Raw genomic sequence first — 21,434 nt, forward strand, 5'->3', positions numbered from 1 at the left:
CGGGTCAGACCTGCATGATTTCCTTTTCTTTTTGCGCAAGCGAGTCGTCGACCAGCTTGATGTGCTGGTCGGTCAGGACCTGCACCTTGTCGGCCTGGACCTTGTGCTCGTCCTGGGTGATCTCGCTGGCCTTCTCCGCCTTCTTCAGGCCGTCCATCCCGTCGCGGCGGATGTTGCGCACGGCGACGCGGGCCTGCTCGGCGTATTTGTGGGCGACCTTCGCCAGTTCGGCGCGGCGCTCCTGCGTCAGGTCGGGCAGCGGCACGCGGATCACCTGACCCTCGGCCTGCGGGTTCAGGCCAAGGCCGCTGTCGCGAATGGCCTTCTCCACCGCCTTGGTCATTCCGCGGTCCCAGACCTGCACGGAGATCAGGCGCGGCTCGGGAACCGACACCGTCGCGACCTCGCGCAGGTGCATGCGGCTGCCATAGGCCTCGACCATCACCGGCTCCAGCAGATTGGAGGAGGCGCGGCCGGTGCGCAGACCGCCCAGTTCCTTGCGAAACGATTCGAGCGCGCCTTCCATGCGGCGCTTCAGATCCGATAGGTCGGGCGCAGCCACGGGCCTACTCCCTTTCTTCCGTTATGATGGTGTGCTTGCCACGGCCCTGCATCACTTCGGCGAAGGCGCCGGGCGTGTGGATCGAGAAGACGAGGATGGGAATATGGTTCTCGCGCGACAGCGCGATCGCCGAGGCGTCCATCACCTGCAGTTCCTTGGTCAGGACATCCATGTAGGTGAGGCGTTCGTAATGCTCGGCCGTCGGATCCTTCTTCGGGTCGGCGGTATAGACGCCGTCCACCTGCGTCCCCTTCAACAGGCCGTCGCAGCCCATCTCGGACGCGCGCAGCGCCGCAGCGGTGTCGGTGGTGAAGAAGGGGTTGCCGGTGCCGGCGGCGAAGATCACCACCCGGCCCTTTTCCATGTGGCGGACGGCGCGGCGCCGGATGTAGGGCTCGCAGACCGTTGACATGGGAATGGCCGACTGCACGCGGGTGCTGACGCCCATCCGTTCGAGCGCGCTCTGCATCGAGAGCGCGTTCATCACGGTGGCGAGCATGCCGATATAGTCGGCGGAGGCACGCTCCATGCCGCTCGCCGCACCCTTCACGCCGCGGAAGATGTTCCCCCCGCCGATGACCAGGCAGACCTGGACACCGAGGCCGATGACCGCCTTCACCTCGCTGGCGACGCGGTTGACCATCTCGGGGTCGAGGCCGTAATCGCGCTGACCCATCAGCGCTTCGCCCGACACCTTGAGGAGGACGCGCTTGTAGCGAGTGCCCTCGGTCGGCGCCGTGGTCCCGGTGGTCTCGACCATGGGGGGAACGCTCCCTTGCTGTTTCAGAATGCGTCGAAGGCCGGAGCGGCCCTGGTCCTCAGCCCTGGCCGCCGGCGGCAGCGGCGACTTCGGCGGCGAAGTCCGACTGGGCCTTCTCGATGCCCTCGCCCAGCGCGAAGCGGGTGAAGGCGGTGACCTTGACCGGCGCGCCGATGTCCTTGGCGGCGTTCTCCACCACCTTGCGGACCTTGGTCTCGCCGTCGATCACGTAGGTCTGCTCGAGCAGGCAGACTTCCTCGTAGTACTTGCGGACGCGGCCTTCGACCATCTTCTCGATGATGTTCTCCGGCTTGCCCGACGCGCGGGCCTGCTCGGCCAGCACGCTGCGCTCACGCTCCAGGGCCGAGCTGTCGACATCGGCGATGTCCAGCGCGTCCGGGCGGGCGGCGGCGATGTGCATGGCGATCTGCTTGCCGAGGTCGGCCAGCTTGGCGGTGTCGCCGGTCGACTCCAGGGCGACCAGCACGCCGATCTTGCCCAGGCCCGGCGCGATGGCCGAGTGGACGTAGCTGACGACCACGCCGGCCGAGACCGACAGGGCGACGCTGCGGCGCAGGTTCATGTTCTCGCCGACCGTGGCGATCAGGCTGGTCAGCTCGTCCTGGGCGGTGTGCGAGGTGCCCGGGTAGGTGGCGGCCTTCAGGGCCTCCACGTCGCCGCCGGTCGAAAGGGCCAGTTCGGCAGCCTTGGCGGCGAACGCCTGGAACTTGTCGTTGCGGGCGACGAAATCGGTCTCGGCGTTCACCTCGACGACGGCGCCCTTGGTGCCGGCGGTGGCGACGGCGACCAGGCCCTCGGCGGCGACGCGGCCCGACTTCTTGGCGGCGGCGGCGAGGCCCTTCTTGCGCAGCCAGTCGACGGCGCCCTCAAGGTCGCCCTGCGTCTCGTTCAGCGCCTTCTTGCAGTCCATCATGCCCGCGCCGGTCTTCTCGCGCAGTTCCTTGACGAGCGAGGCGGTAATCTCGGCCATGTTGCGCCCTCTTCCTTCCAAGCGATCCGGCAGGCGGATCGGATTGAGTCACAAAGTCAAAACAAGTGGCAACCCATAAAAAAGGCAGCCGGGCCATAGGTCATAAGGCCCGGCTGCCCTTCAACCGTCAGGGTCAGGCCTGGGCGGCGGTCTCGGCGCCCTCTTCCTCGGGCAGCTGCTCGGCGGGGGCTTCCTCGCCGGCGCCGACGTCGATGCCGGCGGCGCTCATCTCGGCCTGCAGGCCGTCGAGCACGGCACCGACCGCGAGGTCGCAGTAGGTCTCGATGGCGCGCAGCGCGTCGTCATTGCCGGGGATCGGGAAGGCGACGCCGTCCGGATCGGAGTTGCTGTCGAGGATCGCGACGACCGGGATGCCGAGCTTGTTGGCTTCCTTGACCGCGATCGACTCCTTGTTGGTGTCGATGATGAAGATGACGTCCGGCAGGCCGCCCATCTCCTTGATGCCGCCCAGCGCGCGCTCCAGCTTGTCGCGCTCGCGGGTCAGCTCGAGGATTTCGCGCTTGGTCAGGCCCGAGGTGTCGCCGGACAGGCGCTCTTCCATCTCGCGCAGGCGCTTGATCGACTGGGAGATCGTCTTCCAGTTGGTCAGCATGCCGCCGAGCCAGCGGTGGTTCACGTAGTACTGGCCGCACTTGGCGGCAGCCTCGGCGATGCGCTCCTGGGCTTGGCGCTTGGTGCCGACGAACAGGACGCGGCCGCCGCCGGCGACGACGTCGCGCACGGCCTGCAGGGCGCGGTGCAGCATCGGGACGGTCTGCTCGAGGTCGATGATGTGCACGCCGTTGCGCACGCCGAAGATGTACTGGTTCATCTTCGGGTTCCAGCGGCGGGTGTGGTGACCGAAGTGGACACCGGCCTCGAGGAGCTGGCGCATGGTGAAGGTGGGCATGGTCATGTGGAAAAAATCCCTTTTTCCGGTTGCTCCGCCGCGGGCGTTGTCCGACGCGCATGGATGTCCATGGCTACAGACACCGGATCGGGCCATCGGGGTAAAGCCGAGGGTCCGCCAGCCCGCGTGAGGTTTTGACGACGGCGCTTACATAGACCCGCCGGCGTATGTTGACAAGAAAAAAGGCCATGCGGGACGTGCCCCGCATGGCCTTTTCTTCGCCCCGGAAAGAAGGCCGTGAAGCCCTCAGCCCTGGGCCGGCGCCGGCCCGGATCCGGCTCCCGCCGCCGGCTGGGCGGCGACCTTCGGCTTGGGCAGGTCGAGCTTCAGATGCAGCTCCCGCAGGCGCGCGGTATCGACGGCCGCCGGAGCCTGCATCAGGAGATCCTCCGCCCGCTGGTTCAGCGGGAAGGCGATGACCTCGCGGATGTTCGGCTCGTCGGCCAGCAGCATGACGATGCGGTCGATGCCGGGGGCCGAACCGCCGTGCGGCGGGGCGCCGAGCTTGAAGGCGCTCAGCATGCCGCCGAACCGGGCTTCCAGCTCCTCCGGCGGATAGCCGGCGATCTCGAAGGCCTTGTACATCACTTCCGGCAGATGGTTGCGGATGGCGCCGGACGACAGCTCCACGCCATTGCAGACGATGTCGTACTGGTAGGCCTTGATGTCGAGCGGGTTCATCTCCTCCAGCGCCTTCAGGCCGCCCTGGGGCATGGAGAAGGGGTTGTGGCTGAAGATGACCTTGTTGGTCTCCTCGTCCAGCTCGTACATCGGGAAGTCGACGATCCAGCAGAAGCGGAAGGCGTTCTTCTCGATCAGGTCCAGCTCCTCGCCGATGCGGGTCCGGGCGAGGCCGGCCAGCTTGGCCGCCGGAGCGGGCTGGTCGCAGACGAAGAAGATGGCGTCGCCGTCATCGAGCCCGGCCAGATCGCGCAGCCGCGCCTGGGCCGCCTCGGGCACGAACTTGGCGATCGGCCCCTTCCCGCCGGCCGCTTCCATGACGATGTAGCCGAGGCCGGGGGCGCCCAGGCCGCGGGCCCAATCGTTCAGCTTGTCGAAGAAGCTGCGCGGGCGGTCGGACACCTTCGGCGCGCGGATGGCGCGGACCACCCCGCCCTTCTCCAGCGTCTGCTTGAAGGCGCGGAACTCGACGTCCTCGCGCTTGAACACCTCGGTGACGTCGGTGATGACCAGCGGGTTGCGCAGGTCCGGCTTGTCGTTGCCGTACTTCAGCATCGATTCGGCGAAGCTGATGCGGCGGAACGGCGGCTGGTCGATGACCGGCTTGGACTCGCGGCGGAAGGCGCCGAACTCGTCGAAGATGCCGAACAGCACCGGCTCGACGGCGGCGAAGACGTCCTCCTGGGTGACGTAGGACATCTCGAAGTCGAGCTGGTAGAACTCGCCCGGGCTGCGGTCGGCGCGGGCATCCTCGTCGCGGAAGCAGGGGGCGATCTGGAAATAGCGGTCGAAGCCGGCGACCATCAGGAGCTGCTTGAACTGCTGCGGCGCCTGCGGCAGGGCGTAGAACTTGCCGGGATGGTTGCGGCTGGGCACCAGGTAATCACGCGCGCCCTCCGGCGACGAGGCGGTGAGGATCGGCGTCTGGAACTCGGTGAAGCCCTGCTCGATCATGCGGCGGCGCGCCGATGCGATGACACGCGAGCGCAGCATGATGTTCTCATGGATGCGGTCGCGGCGCAGGTCGAGGAAGCGGTAGCGCAGGCGCACGTCCTCGCCGGTGTCGGCGTCCTGGTTGACCTGCAGCGGGATCTGCTCCGCCTCGCTCTGGATGGTCAGTTCCTGGATCTGCAGCTCGATGCGGCCGGTCGGCAGCTTGTCGTTGATCGTCTCGGCCGTCCGCTTCACCACCTTGCCGGTGACGGTGATGACCGATTCCAGCTTCAGCCGGTTGGCGACCTCGAAGGCCGGATTGGAGGTGTCGACCACGCACTGCGTCAGGCCGTAATGGTCGCGCAGGTCGATGAACAGAAGCTGTCCATGGTCGCGCTTCCGGTTGATCCAGCCCGACAGGCGGGCGATCTCACCGGCATTCTCTTCACGAAGCTGGCCGCAGGTGTGCGTGCGGTAGGGGTGCATGGGTCGAAACACCTTGAAAAGGTCGGATTCCGGCGGAAAAAGCGGTTCGACACACCACACCGGAAGGACGCGAAAGTCAAGCCGCCATGCGGCGGGGACGGCCGGCGGAACGACGCGGAGGGTCGCGCGACGCGCAGGCCGGGCCTGCCGGTTCGCGTTGCGGATCCGCGTTTCGGCGCACTTCCGCGGACCGGTTCCGTCGTGTATGAAGCAACCATGACGCTCATCACGACAACCGACGCCCTGCAGGCCTTCTGCCAGTCTCTGGCCGGGGCCGACTACATCACGGTCGACACCGAGTTCCTGCGGGAAAAGACCTACTGGCCCCAACTGTGCCTGGTCCAGATCGGCGGCCCGTCCGGCGCCGTCGCCATCGACCCTCTGGCCGAGGGCATCGACCTGGCGCCGCTGTTCGCGCTGATGAGCGACCCGTCGATCCTCAAGGTCTTCCATGCCGCCCGGCAGGACGTGGAGATCTTCTGGCATCTCTCCGGCAGCATCCCCACGCCGCTCTTCGACACCCAGGTCGCGGCCATGGTCTGCGGCTTCGGCGAGAGCGTCGGCTACGAGACGCTGGTCACCAAGCTGGCCGGCGCCCGCATCGACAAGTCCAGCCGCTTCACCGACTGGTCCCACCGCCCGCTGACCGAGCGCCAGCTCACCTACGCGCTGTCGGACGTCATCCACCTGCGTCCGGCCTACGAAAAGCTGAAGCGCCGCCTCGCCCGCACCGGCCGGTCCCATTGGCTGGAAGAGGAGATGGCGATCCTCACCGACCCGCGCACCTACCAGGTCGATCCGGACACGGTGTGGCAGCGGCTGAAGGTGCGCACCAACAAGCCGCGCTTCATGGCGATCCTGAAGGAGCTGGCCGCCTGGCGCGAGCGCGAGGCCCAGCGCCGCGACCAGCCGCGCTCGCGCGTGCTGCGGGACGAGGCGCTGCTGGAGATCGCAGCCCATGCCCCCACCTCGGTCGACGACCTCGCCCGCACGCGCGGGCTCGGCCGCGGCTTCGCCGAAGGCCGCCAGGGGAGCGATGTGCTGGCCGCCGTGCAGGCCGGGCTCGACCTGCCCGACAGCGCCCTGCCGCGGATCGAGCCGCGCGAGGAACCGCCGCCCGGCCTGCAGCCGATCGTCGAGCTGCTGCGCGTCCTCCTGAAGATGAAATGCGACGAGAACAACGTGGCTGCCAAGCTCGTCGCCTCCTCCGCCGACATGGAGGCCCTGGCCGCCGACGATGCCGCCGACATTCCGGCGATGCAGGGATGGCGGCGCGAGCTGTTCGGAAATGATGCGCTCGACCTGAAGCACGGCAAGATCGGGCTCGCGGTGATCGACCGGCGGGTGCGCATTGTCCCGGCCGGCGAACCCCGCCCTTCTGTTCAGCCCGCCGACCCGGAATCTTGATCTTTCGCGAGTCTTGATCTTTATGGACGGCATCGCCTCGTCGCCTTGCCGTCCCTTGGCGCGACGCCGGCCCGGAGCGGCCGGCATTGCCCCTTAAGGGCTTTTTAAAGAAAGTTTCGCTTACAATCGCTTCGATTGCGCAGGATCCCCTGCAATCCGTTCCACCGCGGAAGCGATCGTTGCGGGCGCGCACCTCCAGCCCATTGCGATTCGTTCACCGGCGGAAGCGGCGGCAGACCGGGCGTGCGCTTCCGGAACAGGGGCCGCCGGCGCCAGGCGGTCGTCCGCGCAGGTGCTTGGTGGACGCGACACGTGTTGTGGGAGTGAGCGACCGATGAGCAGGTTTGGCGGCAGGCCACCGATGGGACGGGATCGAGTCCGGCTTTCCACCGTGGAAAAGCAGGCCGCCGTCGCAGCCGCCAAGGACCAGAGGCCCGACTTCGACAACGACAAGCTCCTGAACCTGCTGCGCACGGCGAAGAGCGAACTGCAGGGCATGCGGCTGATCCACATGCACCTGTCGCTGCTGAAGGACCGCGACCCGACCAGCCAGATGATGGTGCGCACCATCATCCAGGAGTTGGCCGGCAAGGCCTCCTACCTCCAGTCCTTCAACATCTCCAACGGTGACCTCATCATCCTCTACAAGGGCCTGAAGCTGACGGGCGTCACCGACGTCTGCCAGACGGTCGAGCAGATCTTCCTGTCGAAGACGACACTGACCGGCCCCAATCCCTACAAGGAATATTCGCTCTATTCGATCATGGAACTGGCGTTGAACTTCATCAACGTCATCCGGTTCATCGAGGAGCTGCAGGCGACCGAAACAGGCAACCACGTCACCGAGACCAAGCCGCCGATCACGCTGGAGGAGCTGGGCAAGCTCGAGCGCTCCATGCAGATGTTCGACCTGTCCCCGTTCCTGTTCAACCAGGGCATCGCCAACATCGGCGGCGGCGAGTCGGAGATGGAGTATTACGAGCTCTACATCTCCATCAAGCTGCTGCAGGAACGCCTCTGCCCCGACTACGACATCACCGCCAACAAGTGGCTGTTCAACTACTTCACGGCCAACCTCGACCAGTCGGTTCTGCGCGCCCTGAACCATGGCCTGAGCTTCATGCGCGGGCGGCGGATCGGCATCAACATCAACCTGTCGACGGTGATCTCGACCGGCTTCGTGAAGTTCGACGAACGCCTTCCGATCGATTTCCGCGGCCAGGTGGTGCTTGAGGTGTCCAAGGGCGACCTCATCGAGAACCTGTCGCTGTTCAACGAGGTTGTGGAGTTCGCCCAGGAACGCCGCTACCAGATCGCCGTGGACGGGCTGAATCCCTTCTGGGTGACCAACTTCGACCTCGAATACCTGAACGCGGACTACGCGAAGATCTTCTGGTCCAACGACATGTTGGAGATGGACGCGCGGTTCGAGCAGTATTTCCGCGACCGCATCGCCGAGCAGGACCGCTGCAAGTTCATCCTCGCCCGCTGCGACAGCGTGGCGAGCCTGGTCTACGCCCACAAGGTGGGAATCAAGCTGGTCCAGGGCCGCGCGGTCGACAACATCCTGCGCAAGGGCGTCAGCGTCCGCGACGCCATCGCCCACGCCAAGACCGACTGACCCCGGACTATTCTCTAGGGCTTGCGCGGTGCGCGGCGCAGCGGGCCGTCGGTCAGCGCGGGCGGCAGCAGGGCCAGCAACCACACCGCCGCGGCCATCGGCCAGGGAAAGGCGACCCGCGCGGCATTGCGCGCCAGCCCGCGGCGGATGACCCGGGCGGCGGCATCCGTTTCCATCAGGAAGGGCATCGGGAAGCGGTTGACCGCGGTCATCCTGCTCTTCACGAATCCCGGACAGATCACCGACACGCCGATCCCCTCCCCTGCCAGATCGCCGCGCAGCGCCTCGCCGTAGACCCGCACGGCCGCCTTGGCGGCGCAATAGGCCGGGGCGCCCGGAAGGCCGCGGAAGCCGGCAAGCGACGCCATCAGGGCGATCTGGCCACGGCCGCGCGCCCGCAGTGCGGGCAGCAGCGGATGGATGGTGTTCAGCGTGCCGTCGAGGTTCACCGCCAGGATGCGGCGGGCCTGCTCCTCGCTCTCGCCGCCGTCGCCGGTGCCGGCCGACATCCCGGCATTGGCGATGACGAGGTCGACCGGCGCCGCCGCGTCGACGCTCCCGAGCCAGCGGGCCATCGCCTCGCGGTCCGCGACGTCGATCGCGGCCGCCTCCACGGCCGCGCCGGCCGCACGGCAACGGGACGCCACCGCGGCCAGCCGCGCGGAGTCGCGGCCGGTCAGCGCCAGCGCGACGCCGGGGGCGGCATAAAGAAGGGCCAGCGCCTCGCCGATGCCGCTGGAGGCGCCGGTTATGACGATGGAACGCGGCTGTTTCATGAATCCCCTGCCCTTGTGCGCTTGTTGCCGGTCCGTACCCCCGGTATAACGGGCCGACATCCCGATACCGATTTCAAACGAGGACGCCGTGCCCGCCCATCGCCCCGTCATTGCCAGCATGACCGGTTTCGCACGCGTCGACGGGCACGGCGACGGTTATTCCTGGACCTTCGAGGTCAAGAGCGTCAACGGCCGCAGCCTCGACCTGCGCTGCCGCCTGCCGTCGGGCTTCGACAGCATCGAGGCCACGGCGCGCGCGGAACTGCCGAAGCGGCTGGCCCGTGGCAACGTCAACCTCACGCTGTCCGTCAGCCGCAGCCAGGCGGTGTCGCAGCTCCGCATCAACCGGGAGCTTCTCTCCCAGGTGCTGGAGATCGCCCGCGAGATCGAGGGGGCAGGTGCCGCCCCGCCGCGGCTTGATTCGCTGCTGGCCGTACGCGGCATCATCGAGCCGGTCGAGGAGGATGAGGGAGACGCGCGCGAGCGGGTCGAGTCGGCGCTGAAGGCGGACCTGGCGAAGCTGGTCGATCATCTCGTGGCCAACCGCATCGCCGAGGGCAAGCGGATCGCCGACGTGCTGAACGGTCATCTCGACGAGATCGCGCGGCTGGTCGAAGCCGCGTCCGCCTGCGCGTCGACCCAGCCGGAGGCGCTGCGGGAAAAGCTGCGCGCCCAGGTCGCCGCCATCCTCGGCTCCTTTCCCGCCCTGCCGGAGGACCGGCTGGCCCAGGAGGCCGCCATCCTCATCGGCAAGGCCGACGTCCGCGAGGAGCTCGACCGCCTGCGCGCCCACATCCAGGCCGCGCGGGACCTCATGGCGGAAGGCGGGGCGGTCGGACGCCGCTTCGACTTCCTGTGCCAGGAATTCAACCGCGAAGCCAACACCCTCTGCTCCAAATCGGCCGACGTCGAACTGACCCGCATCGGCCTGTCGCTGAAGGCCTCGATCGAGCAGCTTCGCGAGCAGGTCCAGAACATCGAGTGATCGTCATGGCTCCGACCACCTCCCCCCTCATCCACCGGCGCGGCCTGATGCTGGTGCTGTCCTCCCCGTCCGGAGCCGGCAAGACCACCATCGCGCGCGGGCTGCTGGATCGCGACCCCGGCATCACCATGTCGGTCTCGGTCACCACCCGGGCGATGCGCCCTGGCGAGGCCGAGGGCCTGGACTACTACTTCATCGACCAGCGCCGCTTCGACCGCATGGCCGAAACCGGCGAGCTTCTGGAGCATGCCCGCGTCTTCGGCAACTGCTACGGGACGCCGCGCGCCGCGGTCGAGAACGCCCTTGCCGGCGGCCGTGACGTGCTGTTCGCCATCGACTGGCAGGGCGCGCAGCAACTTGCCCAGAACGCCCGCGACGACCTCGTCAGCGTCTTCGTGCTGCCGCCGACCGCGACCGAACTGGAGCGTCGCCTGCGCGACCGCGGCCAGGATTCGGAAGAGGTGATCGCCAACCGCATGGCCAAGGCGTCGAACGAGATCAGCCATTGGCCGGAATACGACTACGTCATCGTCAACCATGACGTCGAGGAGAGCATCGTCGCCGTCCAGGCCATTCTGAGCGCCGAGCGTCTCCGCCGCCGCCGCCAGGTCGGCCTGCCCGAGTTCGTCAAGAGCATCCAGGACGCGCTGTAAAGCCGGGCTTCCGGTGGGCACGCGGGAAACCTCTGCGGGGCCGCCGCCCACCGAATGCACCCTATCGAACATGCCCGGGCCTAGAACGGCTTCGGCCGCACCTTGATCTCGTGTTCCGGCGGTCCGTCGCTGCCGTCCGGATACCTGCCGCGATAGTATCCCTTCTGCCAGCGCTCCTGTGCCGCCGAGCTGCCGGGAACGCCCAAATCCTGGTTGAACCGGCTGCGGGATTCCGCCCAGTTGCGGTATTGCGCCGCCGTTTCGGGATCGCTGTCGAGATCGCGCACTTCCGGCGTCAGGCTTTCCACAAGCCCGCGCTGAATCGGCATCAGATGGGCGAACGGCTCCCCCTTCTCCCAGGTCACCGGAACGCCGGGCGCCGTGAACTTCCAGTTCATGGTGAAGGGATAGGGTGACCAGTCGGTTTCCATGATCCCCGACAGGCCGATGATCCCGTGCTTGGGATAGTTCAGCGGGCCCGTCACCATCAGGTTCACGCCGGGCGGCGTCCGGAACAGCGCCGCCACATGGAACGTCAGCACGCCGCTGCCGAAATGGCTGGCCGGCAGCAGGGGATGCGCCTCGTCAGCGGCGACCTGGATCGCATCCGTGCCGGTGCCGCCGGTCCATGTGGCCGTCACGCGCACCGGGCAGCAGACCTCCCAGCCATGCATGCTGGCGATGTTCAGCGGCAGGCACCGGTAGCCGTACTGCTCCGGCAGGGCGTCGATCCAATCACGCGTCGCGCGCGCCGGCCGGATATCGGGAACCACGCCCGACAAAGGATAAGCGATCAGCGTCATACGGCCATCCTGCCAGAGTTCCTCATCCCCCGTAAGCCGGTGACCACAAGAAGATCACGGGTCCCCGCCCGGAGTGCCGGCGATTCCACAGCCCGCCGAAAGTAGTGGTTAACCCCGATATTCCGATATGGGCGAAAGCATCTATCCAGACCCCATCGAATCGGCCGTGGAGCGTATTGCGATGCGATGCGGCCATGACCCTGTGCCCTGCCGCCGTCATCGAGGAAAGATCAGGAGATGATCCGCAGAATCCGTAGCATCAAGGCAAAGCTCCTGATCCTTCAGGGGTTGTTCCTCGTCGCCATCCTGGCATCCGGCGTCTGGTCCGCCGCGTCGAAGCGGGCAACCATGATCGAAGGCTACCGGAACTCGATCGAGGCGGTGGTCCAGACCTCGCTGTCGATCATCAAGTCCTACGACGCACGCGCGGCGAAGGGCGAGTTCGGCCGGGAAGAGGCGCAGGCCCTCGCCAAAGACTCCTTGCGGTCGCTGCGCTTCTTCGGCGGCGAGTACATGTTCGGCTACGAATTCGACGGCCTGAACGTCTTCCACGGCGTCCGCCCGGACCTGGAAGGCACGCGCAAGCTGGCCGACTTCAAGGACAGCAACGGGGTGCTGGTGATCCGCGGACTGATCGACTCGGCCCGCAGCGGAAACGGTTTCCTCATCTACAATTTTCCCAAGGCCGGTGGCAGCGAGCCGATGCCCAAACTCGCCTATGCCGCCATCTACGAGCCATGGGGCTGGATGATCGGCACCGGCGTCTACATCGACGACGTCGATGCCGCCTTCCGCGCCACGCTGGTCGAAACGCTGCTGGTCACGCTGCTGGCGGCTCTGCTGCTCGGGCTGTTCGGCTTCCGGCTGGTGTCGCGCATCGGCAAGGGGCTGGACGGCATCGGGCGGGCCACCGGCCGCATCGCCGCCGGCGAACTGGCGGCGGAGGTGGAGGGCACCGACCGCCCCGACGAGATCGGAACGCTCTCCCGGTCGGTCGAAACCCTGCGCCGCTCGGCGATCGAGGCCGAAGACCTGCGCCGCCGCCATGCCGATCTCGAAGCGCGGCAGGAGCGTGAACGCCGTGCCGCCATGGCTCAATTGGCCGACGAGTTCGAGCGCACCGTCGGCGGGCTGGTCCGCGCCGTCGCCGAATCCGCGGGCTCGTTGTCCCAAACCTCCGGTGCGATGAGTGCGGGGGCGGAACAGACGAAGCGGCTGATGGACGAGGCCGCCCATGCCGCCGGGACCACGTCCGGCAACGTGCAGGCGGTGGCCGGCGCCACAGAGGAGCTGGCGGCGTCGATCCGCGAGATCTCGCAGCAGATCGCCCAATCGGCCAACGGCTCGGCCCGCGCCGTCGAGGACGTCCGTCGCACCTACGCCCTGATCGAACAACTGGACGGCGTCGCCCGCCGCACGGTCGAGGTGGTCGACCTGATCCGTTCCATCGCCGCGCAGACCAACCTGCTGGCGCTCAACGCGACCATCGAGGCCGCCCGTGCGGGCGAGGCCGGGAAGGGCTTCGCGGTGGTGGCGTCGGAGGTCAAGAACCTCGCCAACCAGACCGCCAAGGCCACCGACGACGTCCAGGCGCAGATCGCCGCGATGACCGATGCCACCGCTTCGGTCGTCGAGGCCATGCGCGGCGTCGGCGGCGCCATCGAGACGGTGAACAGCGTCGCCTCCAGCATCTCCGCCGCCATCGAGGAGCAGGGAGCGGCGACCGGCGACATCAGCCGCAACGTCAACGAGGCGGCGCAGGGCGTCACCTCCGTGTCCAACAGCCTGGGCATGGTGTGCAGCCACGCCACCGCCACCGGTCAGGCGTCGTCCGACGTGGCTGCCGCCGCCCGCGCCATGGGCGACCGCACCGACCGCATGCTGGCGGAGGTGTCCGCCTTCGTTGCCCGCATCCACCAGGGGTGACCGCCGGGCGGTGTCGGCAGTCGGGCAACGCCGGTGGTCCGGGATGACGCCGGCGATCGACCCGGCCGGATGCATTCGGAGCCGATCCGCGCTATGGATGAAGCCAGCCAGCCCCCGCGACGTTCGCCGGACAGGACACCATGAGCACGCCCCTCCCCGTCGCCTCCCCCGTCACCCTACACAGCGGCCGGCCCGCTGCCGGCGGCGGGCGGGGGGCCAGGCCGTGACCCGCCTGCGCATCCGGATCGATTTCGAGACCGGCGGCTCGATCGGCCCGGGGAAGATTGCGCTGCTCGAACGGATCCGCGAAACCGGCTCGATTTCCGCCGCCGGCCGGGCGCTCGGCATGTCCTATCGCCGGGCATGGCTGCTGGTGGACGACCTCAACCGCATCTTCCGTGACCCGGTGGTCAGTGCGGCCGTCGGCGGGAAGCATGGCGGCGGCACCGTCCTGACCTCGTTCGGCGAGCAGGTGATCGACCATTACCGCGCGGTCGAACGCGAGGCCCACGTCGCCACCGCCCACCGCCTGGCGGCGCTGGCGGCGGGCACCAACCCCGGCTACGGCGCCGACAAGCAGGCCGACGACGGCAGCTTCCTCAACGATCCGGCACTGGGGCCGGGTTGCGGTTCAGGATCGGGGCCGTGAGGGGGGACCGGTGAGACGGGAGCCGTGACGCTGCCCGGCCGACGGCGCGCGGATCACTCCGGCGGCACTTCGCGCGGCTTGCGGTCCTCCCCGATCGCGACGTAGGTGAACATGCCCTCGGTCACCTTGATCGGGTCGGAGCCGGAGCGCTCGCGCCGGACCCAGGTCTCGATGCGGACGCGGATCGACGTGCGCCCGACCTTCTCGATGCGGGCGAAACAGCTCACCTCGTCGCCGACGAACACCGGCTTGTGGAAGGTCATCGCCTCGATTCCCACCGTGGCGACCCGTCCGTGGCTGCGCCGGACCGCCACGGTGCCGCCGGCCAGGTCCATCTGGGCCAGCAGCCAGCCGCCGAAGATGTCGCCGTTGGGGTTGGTGTCCGCCGGCATGGCGATCGCCCGCAATGCCGGGCCGCCTTCGAAGGTCCTCGGATCGATGTCGTCGGTCTCAGCGCTGCTCATGGTCCCTCCGGCGTCCTGCAGATTTCCGCACAAAAGCTTGTGGCACCGCACTATAAACGCCCCAGGATGAGCTTGCGCACCCCTGACGAAATTCCTATCATTGCACCATGAGCGATCTTTTCGAGAACACGGCTCCTAAGGCCGACAGCTACTCCGCCCAGGACATCGAGGTTCTGGAGGGGCTTGAACCGGTTCGCCGGCGGCCCGGCATGTATATCGGCGGCACCGATGACCGTGCGCTGCACCATCTGGTCGCCGAGGTGCTGGACAACGCCATGGACGAGGCGGTGGCCGGCCATGCGAGTCGGATCGATCTGGAGCTGTCCGCCGACGGATCGGTGATGGTCCGCGACAACGGTCGCGGCATCCCTATCGACGACCATCCGAAATATCCCGGAAAGTCGGCGCTGGAGGTCATTCTCACCACGCTGCACTCCGGCGGCAAGTTCTCCAACAAGGTGTACCAGACCTCGGGCGGCCTGCACGGCGTCGGCCTGTCGGTGGTGAACGCCCTGTCGGACCGGCTGACGGTCGAGATCGCCCGCGACAAGCAACTCTTTGTCCAGGACTATAGCCGCGGCCTGCCGCAGGGACGGCTGGCGCCCAAGGGGCACGTCAACCGCCGCGGCACGACCATCCGCTTCCATCCCGATCCCGAGATCTTCGGCGAGACCGCTCATTTCGAGCCGCACCGCCTCTACCGGATGGCGCGCTCGAAGGCCTACCTGTACCGCGGGGTCGAGATCCGCTGGAGCTGCGACCCGGCGCTCCTGTCCGTCGACGCCACCACCCCGGCATCGGACACCCTGCATTTCCCGGGCGGGCTGCAGGACTACCTGACGGCGGCGCTGAAGGACCGCAGGACGCTCACCCCCTCCCCCTTCGCCGGCGCGCTGGACTTCCCGAACGGCCAGGGCCGGGTCGAATGGGCGGTCGCCTGGCCGGATGACGACGAAGGCTTCTCGCACACCTACTGCAACACCATCCCGACCCCGCAAGGCGGCACGCACGAGGCCGGGTTGCGCACCGCGCTGACCCGCGGGCTGAAAGCGTATGGCGAGCTGACCAGCAACAAGCGCGCCGGACAGGTCACCGCCGACGACGTGATGGGCGAGGCCTGCGTGCTGCTGTCCGTCTTCATCCGCGAGCCGCATTTCCAGGGCCAGACCAAGGAAAGGCTGGTGACGGCCGAAGCGCAGCGGCTGGTCGAGGCCGCGGTCAAGGACCACTTCGACCATTGGCTGTCGGGCGACCCGCACAGCGCCAGCGCGCTGCTGGAGCGGCTGATCGAGAAGGCCGAGGAGCGGGCGCGGCGCAAGCAGTCCAAGGAGATGACGCGCAAGTCGGCGACCCGGCGGCTGCGGCTGCCCGGCAAGCTGGCCGACTGCTCGCGCAATTCCCCGGAAGGCACCGAGATCTTCCTGGTGGAGGGCGACTCGGCCGGCGGCTCGGCCAAGCAGGCGCGCCAGCGCGAGACCCAGGCCATCCTGCCGCTGCGCGGCAAGATCCTGAACGTCGCCAGCGCGTCCGTCGACAAGATGAAGGCCAACCAGGAGCTGAACGACCTGGTCCAGGCGCTGGGCTGCGGGACCGGCAAGGACTTCTCGACCGAGAAGCTGCGCTATGAACGGGTCATCATCATGACCGACGCCGACGTCGACGGCGCTCACATCGCCTCGCTGCTGATGACCTTCTTCTACCGCGAGATGCCCGCCCTGATCCAGGAGGGCCATCTGTACCTCGCCCTGCCGCCGCTCTACCGCCTCAGCCACGGCAACAAGCAGGTCTATGCCCGCGACGACGCCCACAAGGACGAGCTGCTGGCCAGGATGTTCAAGGGCAAGAAGCCCGACATCAGCCGCTTCAAGGGCCTGGGCGAGATGATGCCGGCGCAGCTCCGCGACACCACCATGGATCCGGGCAAGCGGTCGCTCCTGCGCGTGGTCGTCCCCAACGCCGCCGATCCGGAGGAAAAGCCGGAGTTCGAGCGCACCCGCTCGCTGGTCGAGGAGCTGATGGGCAAGAAGGCGGAGCTGCGCTTCCGCTTCATCCAGGACAACGCGAAGTTCGTGAAGGCCGACGACATCGACGTCTGATGCGGTCCGCCGGGCTGTCTCCGGCCGGTTCCTCCGCCGGCTGGGGCCGGGCATAGGCCGAATCGGCGGGCCGCCCGCGCTCGCCATCGCGGCCGCGGGTTCCCATATCCGCGGGAGCGAAATTCACCGACGGTCCTTCCGATGCGCAGCCTTGCACCGCTTGCCGCCCTGCTGGCGAGCGTCGCCGCACTCGCCGCCTGCACCAACGAACGGGTGGTGGCGAGCGAGCCGGCGCCGGCCTACACGATGAGCGAAGTCGCCTATGCCGCGGCAAATCGCGATCTGCGGGTGGTCCTGTACGGCGACCCCTTCGGCCTCACTCCGGAACGGCTGGCCGACAAGGTGCTGCCCCACATGCAGAACCGGGTCGCCGGCGTGGTTACCCACCTGACCACCACCCCCGACGAGTCGGCGCGGCCGATCTACAAGGTGGTACTGGCCTTCAACGTGGCGCAGACCACCCTGAACTCCGAACTGTGCGGAAGCGTGCCGATCCCCACCCGTCCGCCGGGCGGGGCCATCGTGGTGCAGGGCGCCTTCTGCCGCCAGGGCGGCGCCCTGACCGGGGCCACCGGCTGGCTCGACCAGCCGCAGGGCCCGGACGATCCCGATTTCCGCAGCCTGATCAGCGACATGACCTTCACGCTGTTCCCGACGCGGCGTGCCGACGACTCCTGCGGCGGGCTCGACTGCTGAGCGCCCCTGTGGGCGTCAGCGCCGCAGGAGCCAGTCCCGCATCAGCGCGGTGACCGCCTGCGGCTGTTCCATCGCCGCCAGGTGGCCACAATCCTCGATCAGCACCAGCCGCGCGCCGGGGATGGCGTCCGCCATCTCCTCGTGCAGCGCAGGAGGCGTCAGGGCATCCTGCCGCCCGCAGGCCACCAGCACCGGGCAACGGATCGCCGGCAGGCCGGGGCGGCTGTCCGGGCGGTTGATGATCGCCTCCTGCTCGCGGGCGTAGCCATCGATCCCGACCCGCTCCATCTGCGCCAGCACCGCACGAACGAAGCTTTCGTCCGACAGCCGGTCCGGGTGGATCAGGCGCGGAAGCGCGGCGCGGATCACCTGGCCGAACCTGCCCTGGCGGGCAAGCGCGACCGCCTCGCGGCGATTGGCGGTCGCCTCCGTGCTGTCTGGACGGGCATTGGTGTCGAGCAGCGCCGCCCGCTCCACCCGCTCCGGCGCGCGGCGCAGGATCTCCAGCGCGACATAGCCGCCCATCGACAGTCCGGCGACCGCGAACCGGCCCGGTGCCTCGGAGAGGACGAGGTCGGCCATGGCGGCGATCGAATCGCAGCCGGCGAGTTCCACCACCCGCGGATCGGCGACGTCGGCGAGGTGGCGGACCTGATGGTCCCAGAGCGCGGCGTCCAGCGGCATTCCCGGCAGCAGGACCAGGGCGGAACGATCGGCCGGCATTGTCTTTCCCCTTCCAGTCATTTGATCAAGGCGATGAGTTGCTTGAAGGCGGGCGTGCCGGCACGCTCCAGCCATTCGAACAGAACCATCTCCGTGGTCACGATGGTGATTCCGGCGCCGCGCAGCCGCTCGATCGCCGTGTGATGGTTGGCCGGGCTGCGCGACGACACCGCGTCGGCGACGACGAACACCGAGCGGCCGGCCTCCTGCAGGCCGAGCGCGGTCTGCAGGACGCAGACATGCGCCTCCGTCCCGCACAGCACCACCTGCGGACGCGCCAAGTCGTCGAGCGCACGGTTGAAGGCCGCCTCCCCGGTGGAGGAAAAGCTGATCTTCTCGATCACCGGCGTCCCCGGCGGAAGCTCCGCGCGCACCTCGGCAACGGTGGCGCCGAGACCGCGGGGATACTGCTCTGTCACCACGACCGGCACCGAGAGGGCAGCGGCCCCCCTCAGCAGCATGGCGGCATGGCGCAGGACGGGACCGGCGCCGTGAATGGCCGGCAGCAGGCGCTCCTGCAGGTCGACGACGACCAGCACCGACTCCTGGGCACGAAGATGCATCGCGGGCCTTCTCACCGTTCGGTTCTCATTCCCCCAAGGAGACTCGCTGCCACCGGCGATGGCAAGGCCAAAGGACGCGACTCGCCGCGGCGCCGGACCGCCTGCCGTCGCAGGGTGCGAATCCCGCAAAGGCGGCGTGTTTTCACGACTATTTTAGGGTCCGGAACACCGGATCTATTGACATGGGCCTTTGACTTCCTATTCTGCGGCCCTATCCAGGCATCGAGCGGTGAGCGCTCGATTTGCGCACTCCAGAACAGAAACAGGTTGGATGCTTTTTTCGGAACTTGGGCTTGGCCCTGACGTCCTGCGCGCCATCGAGGACAAGGGTTACACCCAACCGACGCCCATTCAGGAACAGGCCATTCCCTGTGTCCTGCAACGCCGCGACGTGCTGGGCTGCGCGCAGACGGGCACCGGCAAGACGGCGAGCTTCACCTTGCCGATGATCGACATCCTGGCATCGGGTCGCGCCCGCGCGCGGATGCCGCGGTCGCTGATTCTGGAGCCGACGCGCGAACTGGCCGCCCAGGTGGCGGAAAGCTTCGAGATTTACGGCAAGTACCACAAGCTCAGCATGGCGCTGCTGATCGGCGGCGAAACCTTCACCGAACAGGTGAAGAAGCTCGATCGCGGCGTGGATGTGCTGATCGCGACTCCGGGCCGGCTGATCGACCTGTTCGAGCGCGGCAACATCATGCTGAACGACATCAAGGTCTTCGTCATCGACGAAGCCGACCGCATGCTCGACATGGGCTTCATCCCGGACATCGAGCGCATCGTCAGCAAGCTGCCGAAGAACCGCCAGACGCTGTTCTTCTCCGCCACCATGCCGCCGGAAATCCGCCGGCTGGCCGACGCCTTCCTGACGGAGCCGCTGGAGATCAGCGTCGCCCCTCCCGCCTCGCCGGCCGAGACGGTGACGCAGGCCATGGTGGTCGTGCATGAGATGGACAAGCGCAAGGCGCTGCGCCATCTGCTGCAGACTGAGGACGTCAAGAACGCCTTCATCTTCTGCAACCGCAAGCGCGACATCGCGGTGCTGCAGAAGTCGCTGGAGCGTCACGGCTTCAATGCCGGCGCACTGCACGGCGACATGGTGCAGTCCAAACGGACGGAGACGCTGGAGCGCTTCAAGCAGGGCGAGATCACGCTCTTGGTCTGCTCCGACGTCGCGGCCCGCGGCATCGACGTGCAGGGATTGAGCCACGTCTTCAATTTCGACGTCCCGCTGACGCCCGACGACTACGTGCACCGGATCGGCCGCACCGGCCGTGCCGGCAAGCAGGGCCGCGCCTTCATGCTGGCGACGCCGGACGACACCAAGCTGGTCAACGCCATCACGCGCCTCATCAAGCGGGAGATCCCCATGATCGCCATCGACGGCCTGGAGACGGCCGAGTTGAGCGAGGAAGAAAGCGCCTCCCGTTCGCGCGGCCGTGGCGGCCGCGGCAACAAGTCCGAGCCGCGGGGCCGGGGTGGACGCGACGCCGCCCGCGAGGAACGCGCGCCGCGTGAAGAGCGTGCCCCGCGCGAGGAACGTGCCGCCCGCGACGAGCGCGCGCCCCGTGAAGACCGGCAGCCCCGTGAGGAGCGCGTCGCCCGTGACGAGCGCACCGTCCGTGAGGACCGGCAGCCGCGCGAATCCCTGGCGGCCGCCGAGGCCCGTCGCAACAACGATCCGCGCCGCGACCGTGAGCGCGACCGCCGCCGCCGCCGTGACGAGGACGAGGACGACGTGCCCGTCATCGGCTTCGGCGACCATATGCCGGCCTTCATGCTGCGGTCGGCCCGCCCCCGCCGCGCATCGGACACGGCCGGCGACGCGGCGCAGGAGGGCTGAAGCCCGTGCAGACCATCTTCATCATGGTCAAGTGCGATCTCGGCAAGGCCTACGAGGTCGCCGACCAGGCCGTGCAGATGATCGAACAGGTGTCGGAGGTGCATTCCATCTCCGGCCAGCATGACCTGCTGATGAAGTGCTATCTGAAGCAGGACGACGACATCGGCCGTTTCGTGACCGAGCATGTCCAGACCCTGCCCGGCGTGCGGGACACCTTCACGCTGATTGCCTACAAGGCCTTCGCGTAAGCAGCGGCCCTTTATCCGCCTCCTCTCCCGGCCACCGCCGGGGAGGAGGCTTTTTTGCATCTAGAGTCTGTCTGGTGCTTATTGAAGCACCAGACAGACTCTAAGCTTTTGGTTTTCCGTGTGATTCACATTAGGCCGCCGGGGCTTTGACGAAATGCTGATGCCCGTGGTCGCACTGGCCCCGGGCATGTTTGTCGTCACAGCTCTCGCCGGAGGTGAGGCCGATCCACGCATGGAGCGCGGCCGGATCGAAACCGGCTTCGCGGCGGTCGCCGACCTGGATCAGCGGACGGCGAATCAGGTCGCGATCGGTCAGCATGGCGGCCAGCGCGCCCGACTCGCCCAGTTCGCCGGGCCTGACGCGTCCCGAGCGGATCGCCGCGGCGCGGCGGTTGAACCAAGACTCGACCTCCTTGTCGCCGAAGAAGGGACGCAGCTCGCCGGCCGTCAGATCGGTCGCCGCGAGGTCGCGTTCGATCAGGCGGTGGCCTGCGGCGGCGAGCTGCTGCCGCTGCTTGGCGTTCACCGGACATCCGGGCATCGCATAGAAAATCACCTCGGCCATTCGGGTGCTCCGCGGTCTGGGAAGTCGGGGGGAGTGCCTGATCGGAGAGACCAATCAGGACCGATTTCGTCCAGTCTAGCGGCAGCGTCGCAT

General features: G+C 67.8%; 21 protein-coding genes. 10 read left to right on the forward strand and 11 right to left on the reverse strand.

Features of this window, described 5'->3' with window-relative positions:
- Positions 1–4: 4 nt before the first annotated feature.
- From frr to aspS, 5 genes are all read right to left on the reverse strand, one after another.
- Complete coding sequence (gene frr / locus J2850_RS06260; protein WP_211113819.1) at positions 5–526, reverse strand: ribosome recycling factor; 522 nt, start codon at positions 524–526, stop codon at positions 5–7.
- Between the two features lie 40 nt (positions 527–566).
- A complete protein-coding gene (pyrH, locus tag J2850_RS06265; protein WP_209979901.1) occupies positions 567–1,322 on the reverse strand; it encodes a UMP kinase in 756 nt (251 codons plus the stop codon).
- A 58-nt stretch (positions 1,323–1,380) separates the two neighbouring features.
- Entirely contained in the window at positions 1,381–2,313 is a 933-nt protein-coding gene (tsf, locus tag J2850_RS06270; protein ID WP_209979903.1) for a translation elongation factor Ts, read from the reverse strand.
- Positions 2,314–2,446: 133 nt separating this feature from the next.
- Positions 2,447–3,229: a 30S ribosomal protein S2 gene (gene rpsB, locus J2850_RS06275; RefSeq protein WP_209979905.1), complete on the reverse strand. Its 783-nt coding sequence runs from the start codon at positions 3,227–3,229 to the stop codon at positions 2,447–2,449.
- A 240-nt stretch (positions 3,230–3,469) separates the two neighbouring features.
- Positions 3,470–5,323, reverse strand: a complete 1,854-nt coding sequence (aspS, locus tag J2850_RS06280; RefSeq protein ID WP_209979908.1) for an aspartate--tRNA ligase — start codon at positions 5,321–5,323, stop codon at positions 3,470–3,472.
- Between the two features lie 216 nt (positions 5,324–5,539).
- On the opposite strand from aspS, the gene rnd reads away from it, so the two are divergent.
- Together rnd and J2850_RS06290 are read left to right on the forward strand one after the other, a co-directional pair.
- Entirely contained in the window at positions 5,540–6,730 is a 1,191-nt protein-coding gene (gene rnd / locus J2850_RS06285) for a ribonuclease D (RefSeq protein ID WP_209979910.1), read from the forward strand.
- A gap of 361 nt (positions 6,731–7,091) precedes the next feature.
- The gene (locus J2850_RS06290; RefSeq protein ID WP_246512843.1) at positions 7,092–8,351 is read left to right on the forward strand and encodes an EAL domain-containing protein; all 1,260 of its coding nucleotides are present in this window, start codon (positions 7,092–7,094) and stop codon (positions 8,349–8,351) included.
- Between the two features lie 14 nt (positions 8,352–8,365).
- Here J2850_RS06290 and J2850_RS06295 read toward each other — a convergent pair whose 3' ends face one another.
- Positions 8,366–9,127, reverse strand: a complete 762-nt coding sequence (locus J2850_RS06295) for an SDR family NAD(P)-dependent oxidoreductase (protein ID WP_209979914.1) — start codon at positions 9,125–9,127, stop codon at positions 8,366–8,368.
- 118 nt (positions 9,128–9,245) lie between these two features.
- Between J2850_RS06295 and J2850_RS06300 the strand changes: the two genes are divergently transcribed.
- Entirely contained in the window at positions 9,246–10,112 is an 867-nt protein-coding gene (locus J2850_RS06300; protein WP_209979916.1) for a YicC/YloC family endoribonuclease, read from the forward strand.
- 5 nt (positions 10,113–10,117) lie between these two features.
- Entirely contained in the window at positions 10,118–10,765 is a 648-nt protein-coding gene (gmk, locus tag J2850_RS06305) for a guanylate kinase (RefSeq protein ID WP_209979918.1), read from the forward strand.
- Positions 10,766–10,845: 80 nt separating this feature from the next.
- On the opposite strand, the gene J2850_RS06310 is transcribed toward gmk, so the two are convergent.
- On the reverse strand, positions 10,846–11,568 hold the full coding sequence (locus J2850_RS06310) for a DUF6065 family protein (protein WP_209979920.1): 723 nt from the start codon (positions 11,566–11,568) through the stop codon (positions 10,846–10,848).
- Between the two features lie 237 nt (positions 11,569–11,805).
- On the opposite strand from J2850_RS06310, the gene J2850_RS06315 reads away from it, so the two are divergent.
- Both J2850_RS06315 and J2850_RS06320 read left to right on the forward strand, forming a co-directional pair.
- Positions 11,806–13,494: a cache domain-containing protein gene (locus J2850_RS06315; RefSeq protein WP_209979922.1), complete on the forward strand. Its 1,689-nt coding sequence runs from the start codon at positions 11,806–11,808 to the stop codon at positions 13,492–13,494.
- Between the two features lie 223 nt (positions 13,495–13,717).
- Positions 13,718–14,143, forward strand: a complete 426-nt coding sequence (locus J2850_RS06320) for a winged helix-turn-helix domain-containing protein (protein ID WP_209979924.1) — start codon at positions 13,718–13,720, stop codon at positions 14,141–14,143.
- A 53-nt stretch (positions 14,144–14,196) separates the two neighbouring features.
- On the opposite strand, the gene J2850_RS06325 is transcribed toward J2850_RS06320, so the two are convergent.
- Complete coding sequence (locus tag J2850_RS06325) at positions 14,197–14,607, reverse strand: acyl-CoA thioesterase (protein WP_209979926.1); 411 nt, start codon at positions 14,605–14,607, stop codon at positions 14,197–14,199.
- Positions 14,608–14,714: 107 nt separating this feature from the next.
- Between J2850_RS06325 and parE the strand changes: the two genes are divergently transcribed.
- Both parE and J2850_RS06335 read left to right on the forward strand, forming a co-directional pair.
- A complete protein-coding gene (gene parE / locus J2850_RS06330; protein ID WP_209979928.1) occupies positions 14,715–16,703 on the forward strand; it encodes a DNA topoisomerase IV subunit B in 1,989 nt (662 codons plus the stop codon).
- Positions 16,704–16,844: 141 nt separating this feature from the next.
- Positions 16,845–17,399, forward strand: a complete 555-nt coding sequence (locus tag J2850_RS06335) for a hypothetical protein (RefSeq protein WP_209979930.1) — start codon at positions 16,845–16,847, stop codon at positions 17,397–17,399.
- 15 nt (positions 17,400–17,414) lie between these two features.
- Here the strand turns inward: J2850_RS06335 and J2850_RS06340 are convergent, their stop codons facing one another.
- Both J2850_RS06340 and J2850_RS06345 read right to left on the reverse strand, forming a co-directional pair.
- Positions 17,415–18,122 carry an alpha/beta fold hydrolase gene (locus J2850_RS06340; protein ID WP_209979931.1) on the reverse strand — a complete coding sequence of 236 codons (708 nt, stop codon included), beginning with the start codon at positions 18,120–18,122 and terminating at the stop codon, positions 17,415–17,417.
- Positions 18,123–18,139: 17 nt separating this feature from the next.
- The gene (locus tag J2850_RS06345; RefSeq protein WP_209979932.1) at positions 18,140–18,685 is read right to left on the reverse strand and encodes a hydrolase; all 546 of its coding nucleotides are present in this window, start codon (positions 18,683–18,685) and stop codon (positions 18,140–18,142) included.
- A 271-nt stretch (positions 18,686–18,956) separates the two neighbouring features.
- On the opposite strand from J2850_RS06345, the gene J2850_RS06350 reads away from it, so the two are divergent.
- A complete protein-coding gene (locus J2850_RS06350; RefSeq protein WP_209979933.1) occupies positions 18,957–20,528 on the forward strand; it encodes a DEAD/DEAH box helicase in 1,572 nt (523 codons plus the stop codon).
- A gap of 5 nt (positions 20,529–20,533) precedes the next feature.
- Positions 20,534–20,776, forward strand: a complete 243-nt coding sequence (locus J2850_RS06355) for an Lrp/AsnC ligand binding domain-containing protein (RefSeq protein WP_209979934.1) — start codon at positions 20,534–20,536, stop codon at positions 20,774–20,776.
- Positions 20,777–20,906: 130 nt separating this feature from the next.
- Here J2850_RS06355 and J2850_RS06360 read toward each other — a convergent pair whose 3' ends face one another.
- Entirely contained in the window at positions 20,907–21,341 is a 435-nt protein-coding gene (locus tag J2850_RS06360; protein WP_209979937.1) for an ArsC/Spx/MgsR family protein, read from the reverse strand.
- Between the last annotated feature and the right edge of the window lie 93 nt (positions 21,342–21,434).

Origin of the sequence: Azospirillum picis (assembly GCF_017876115.1) — a bacterium.
Lineage (GTDB): Bacteria > Pseudomonadota > Alphaproteobacteria > Azospirillales > Azospirillaceae > Azospirillum > Azospirillum picis.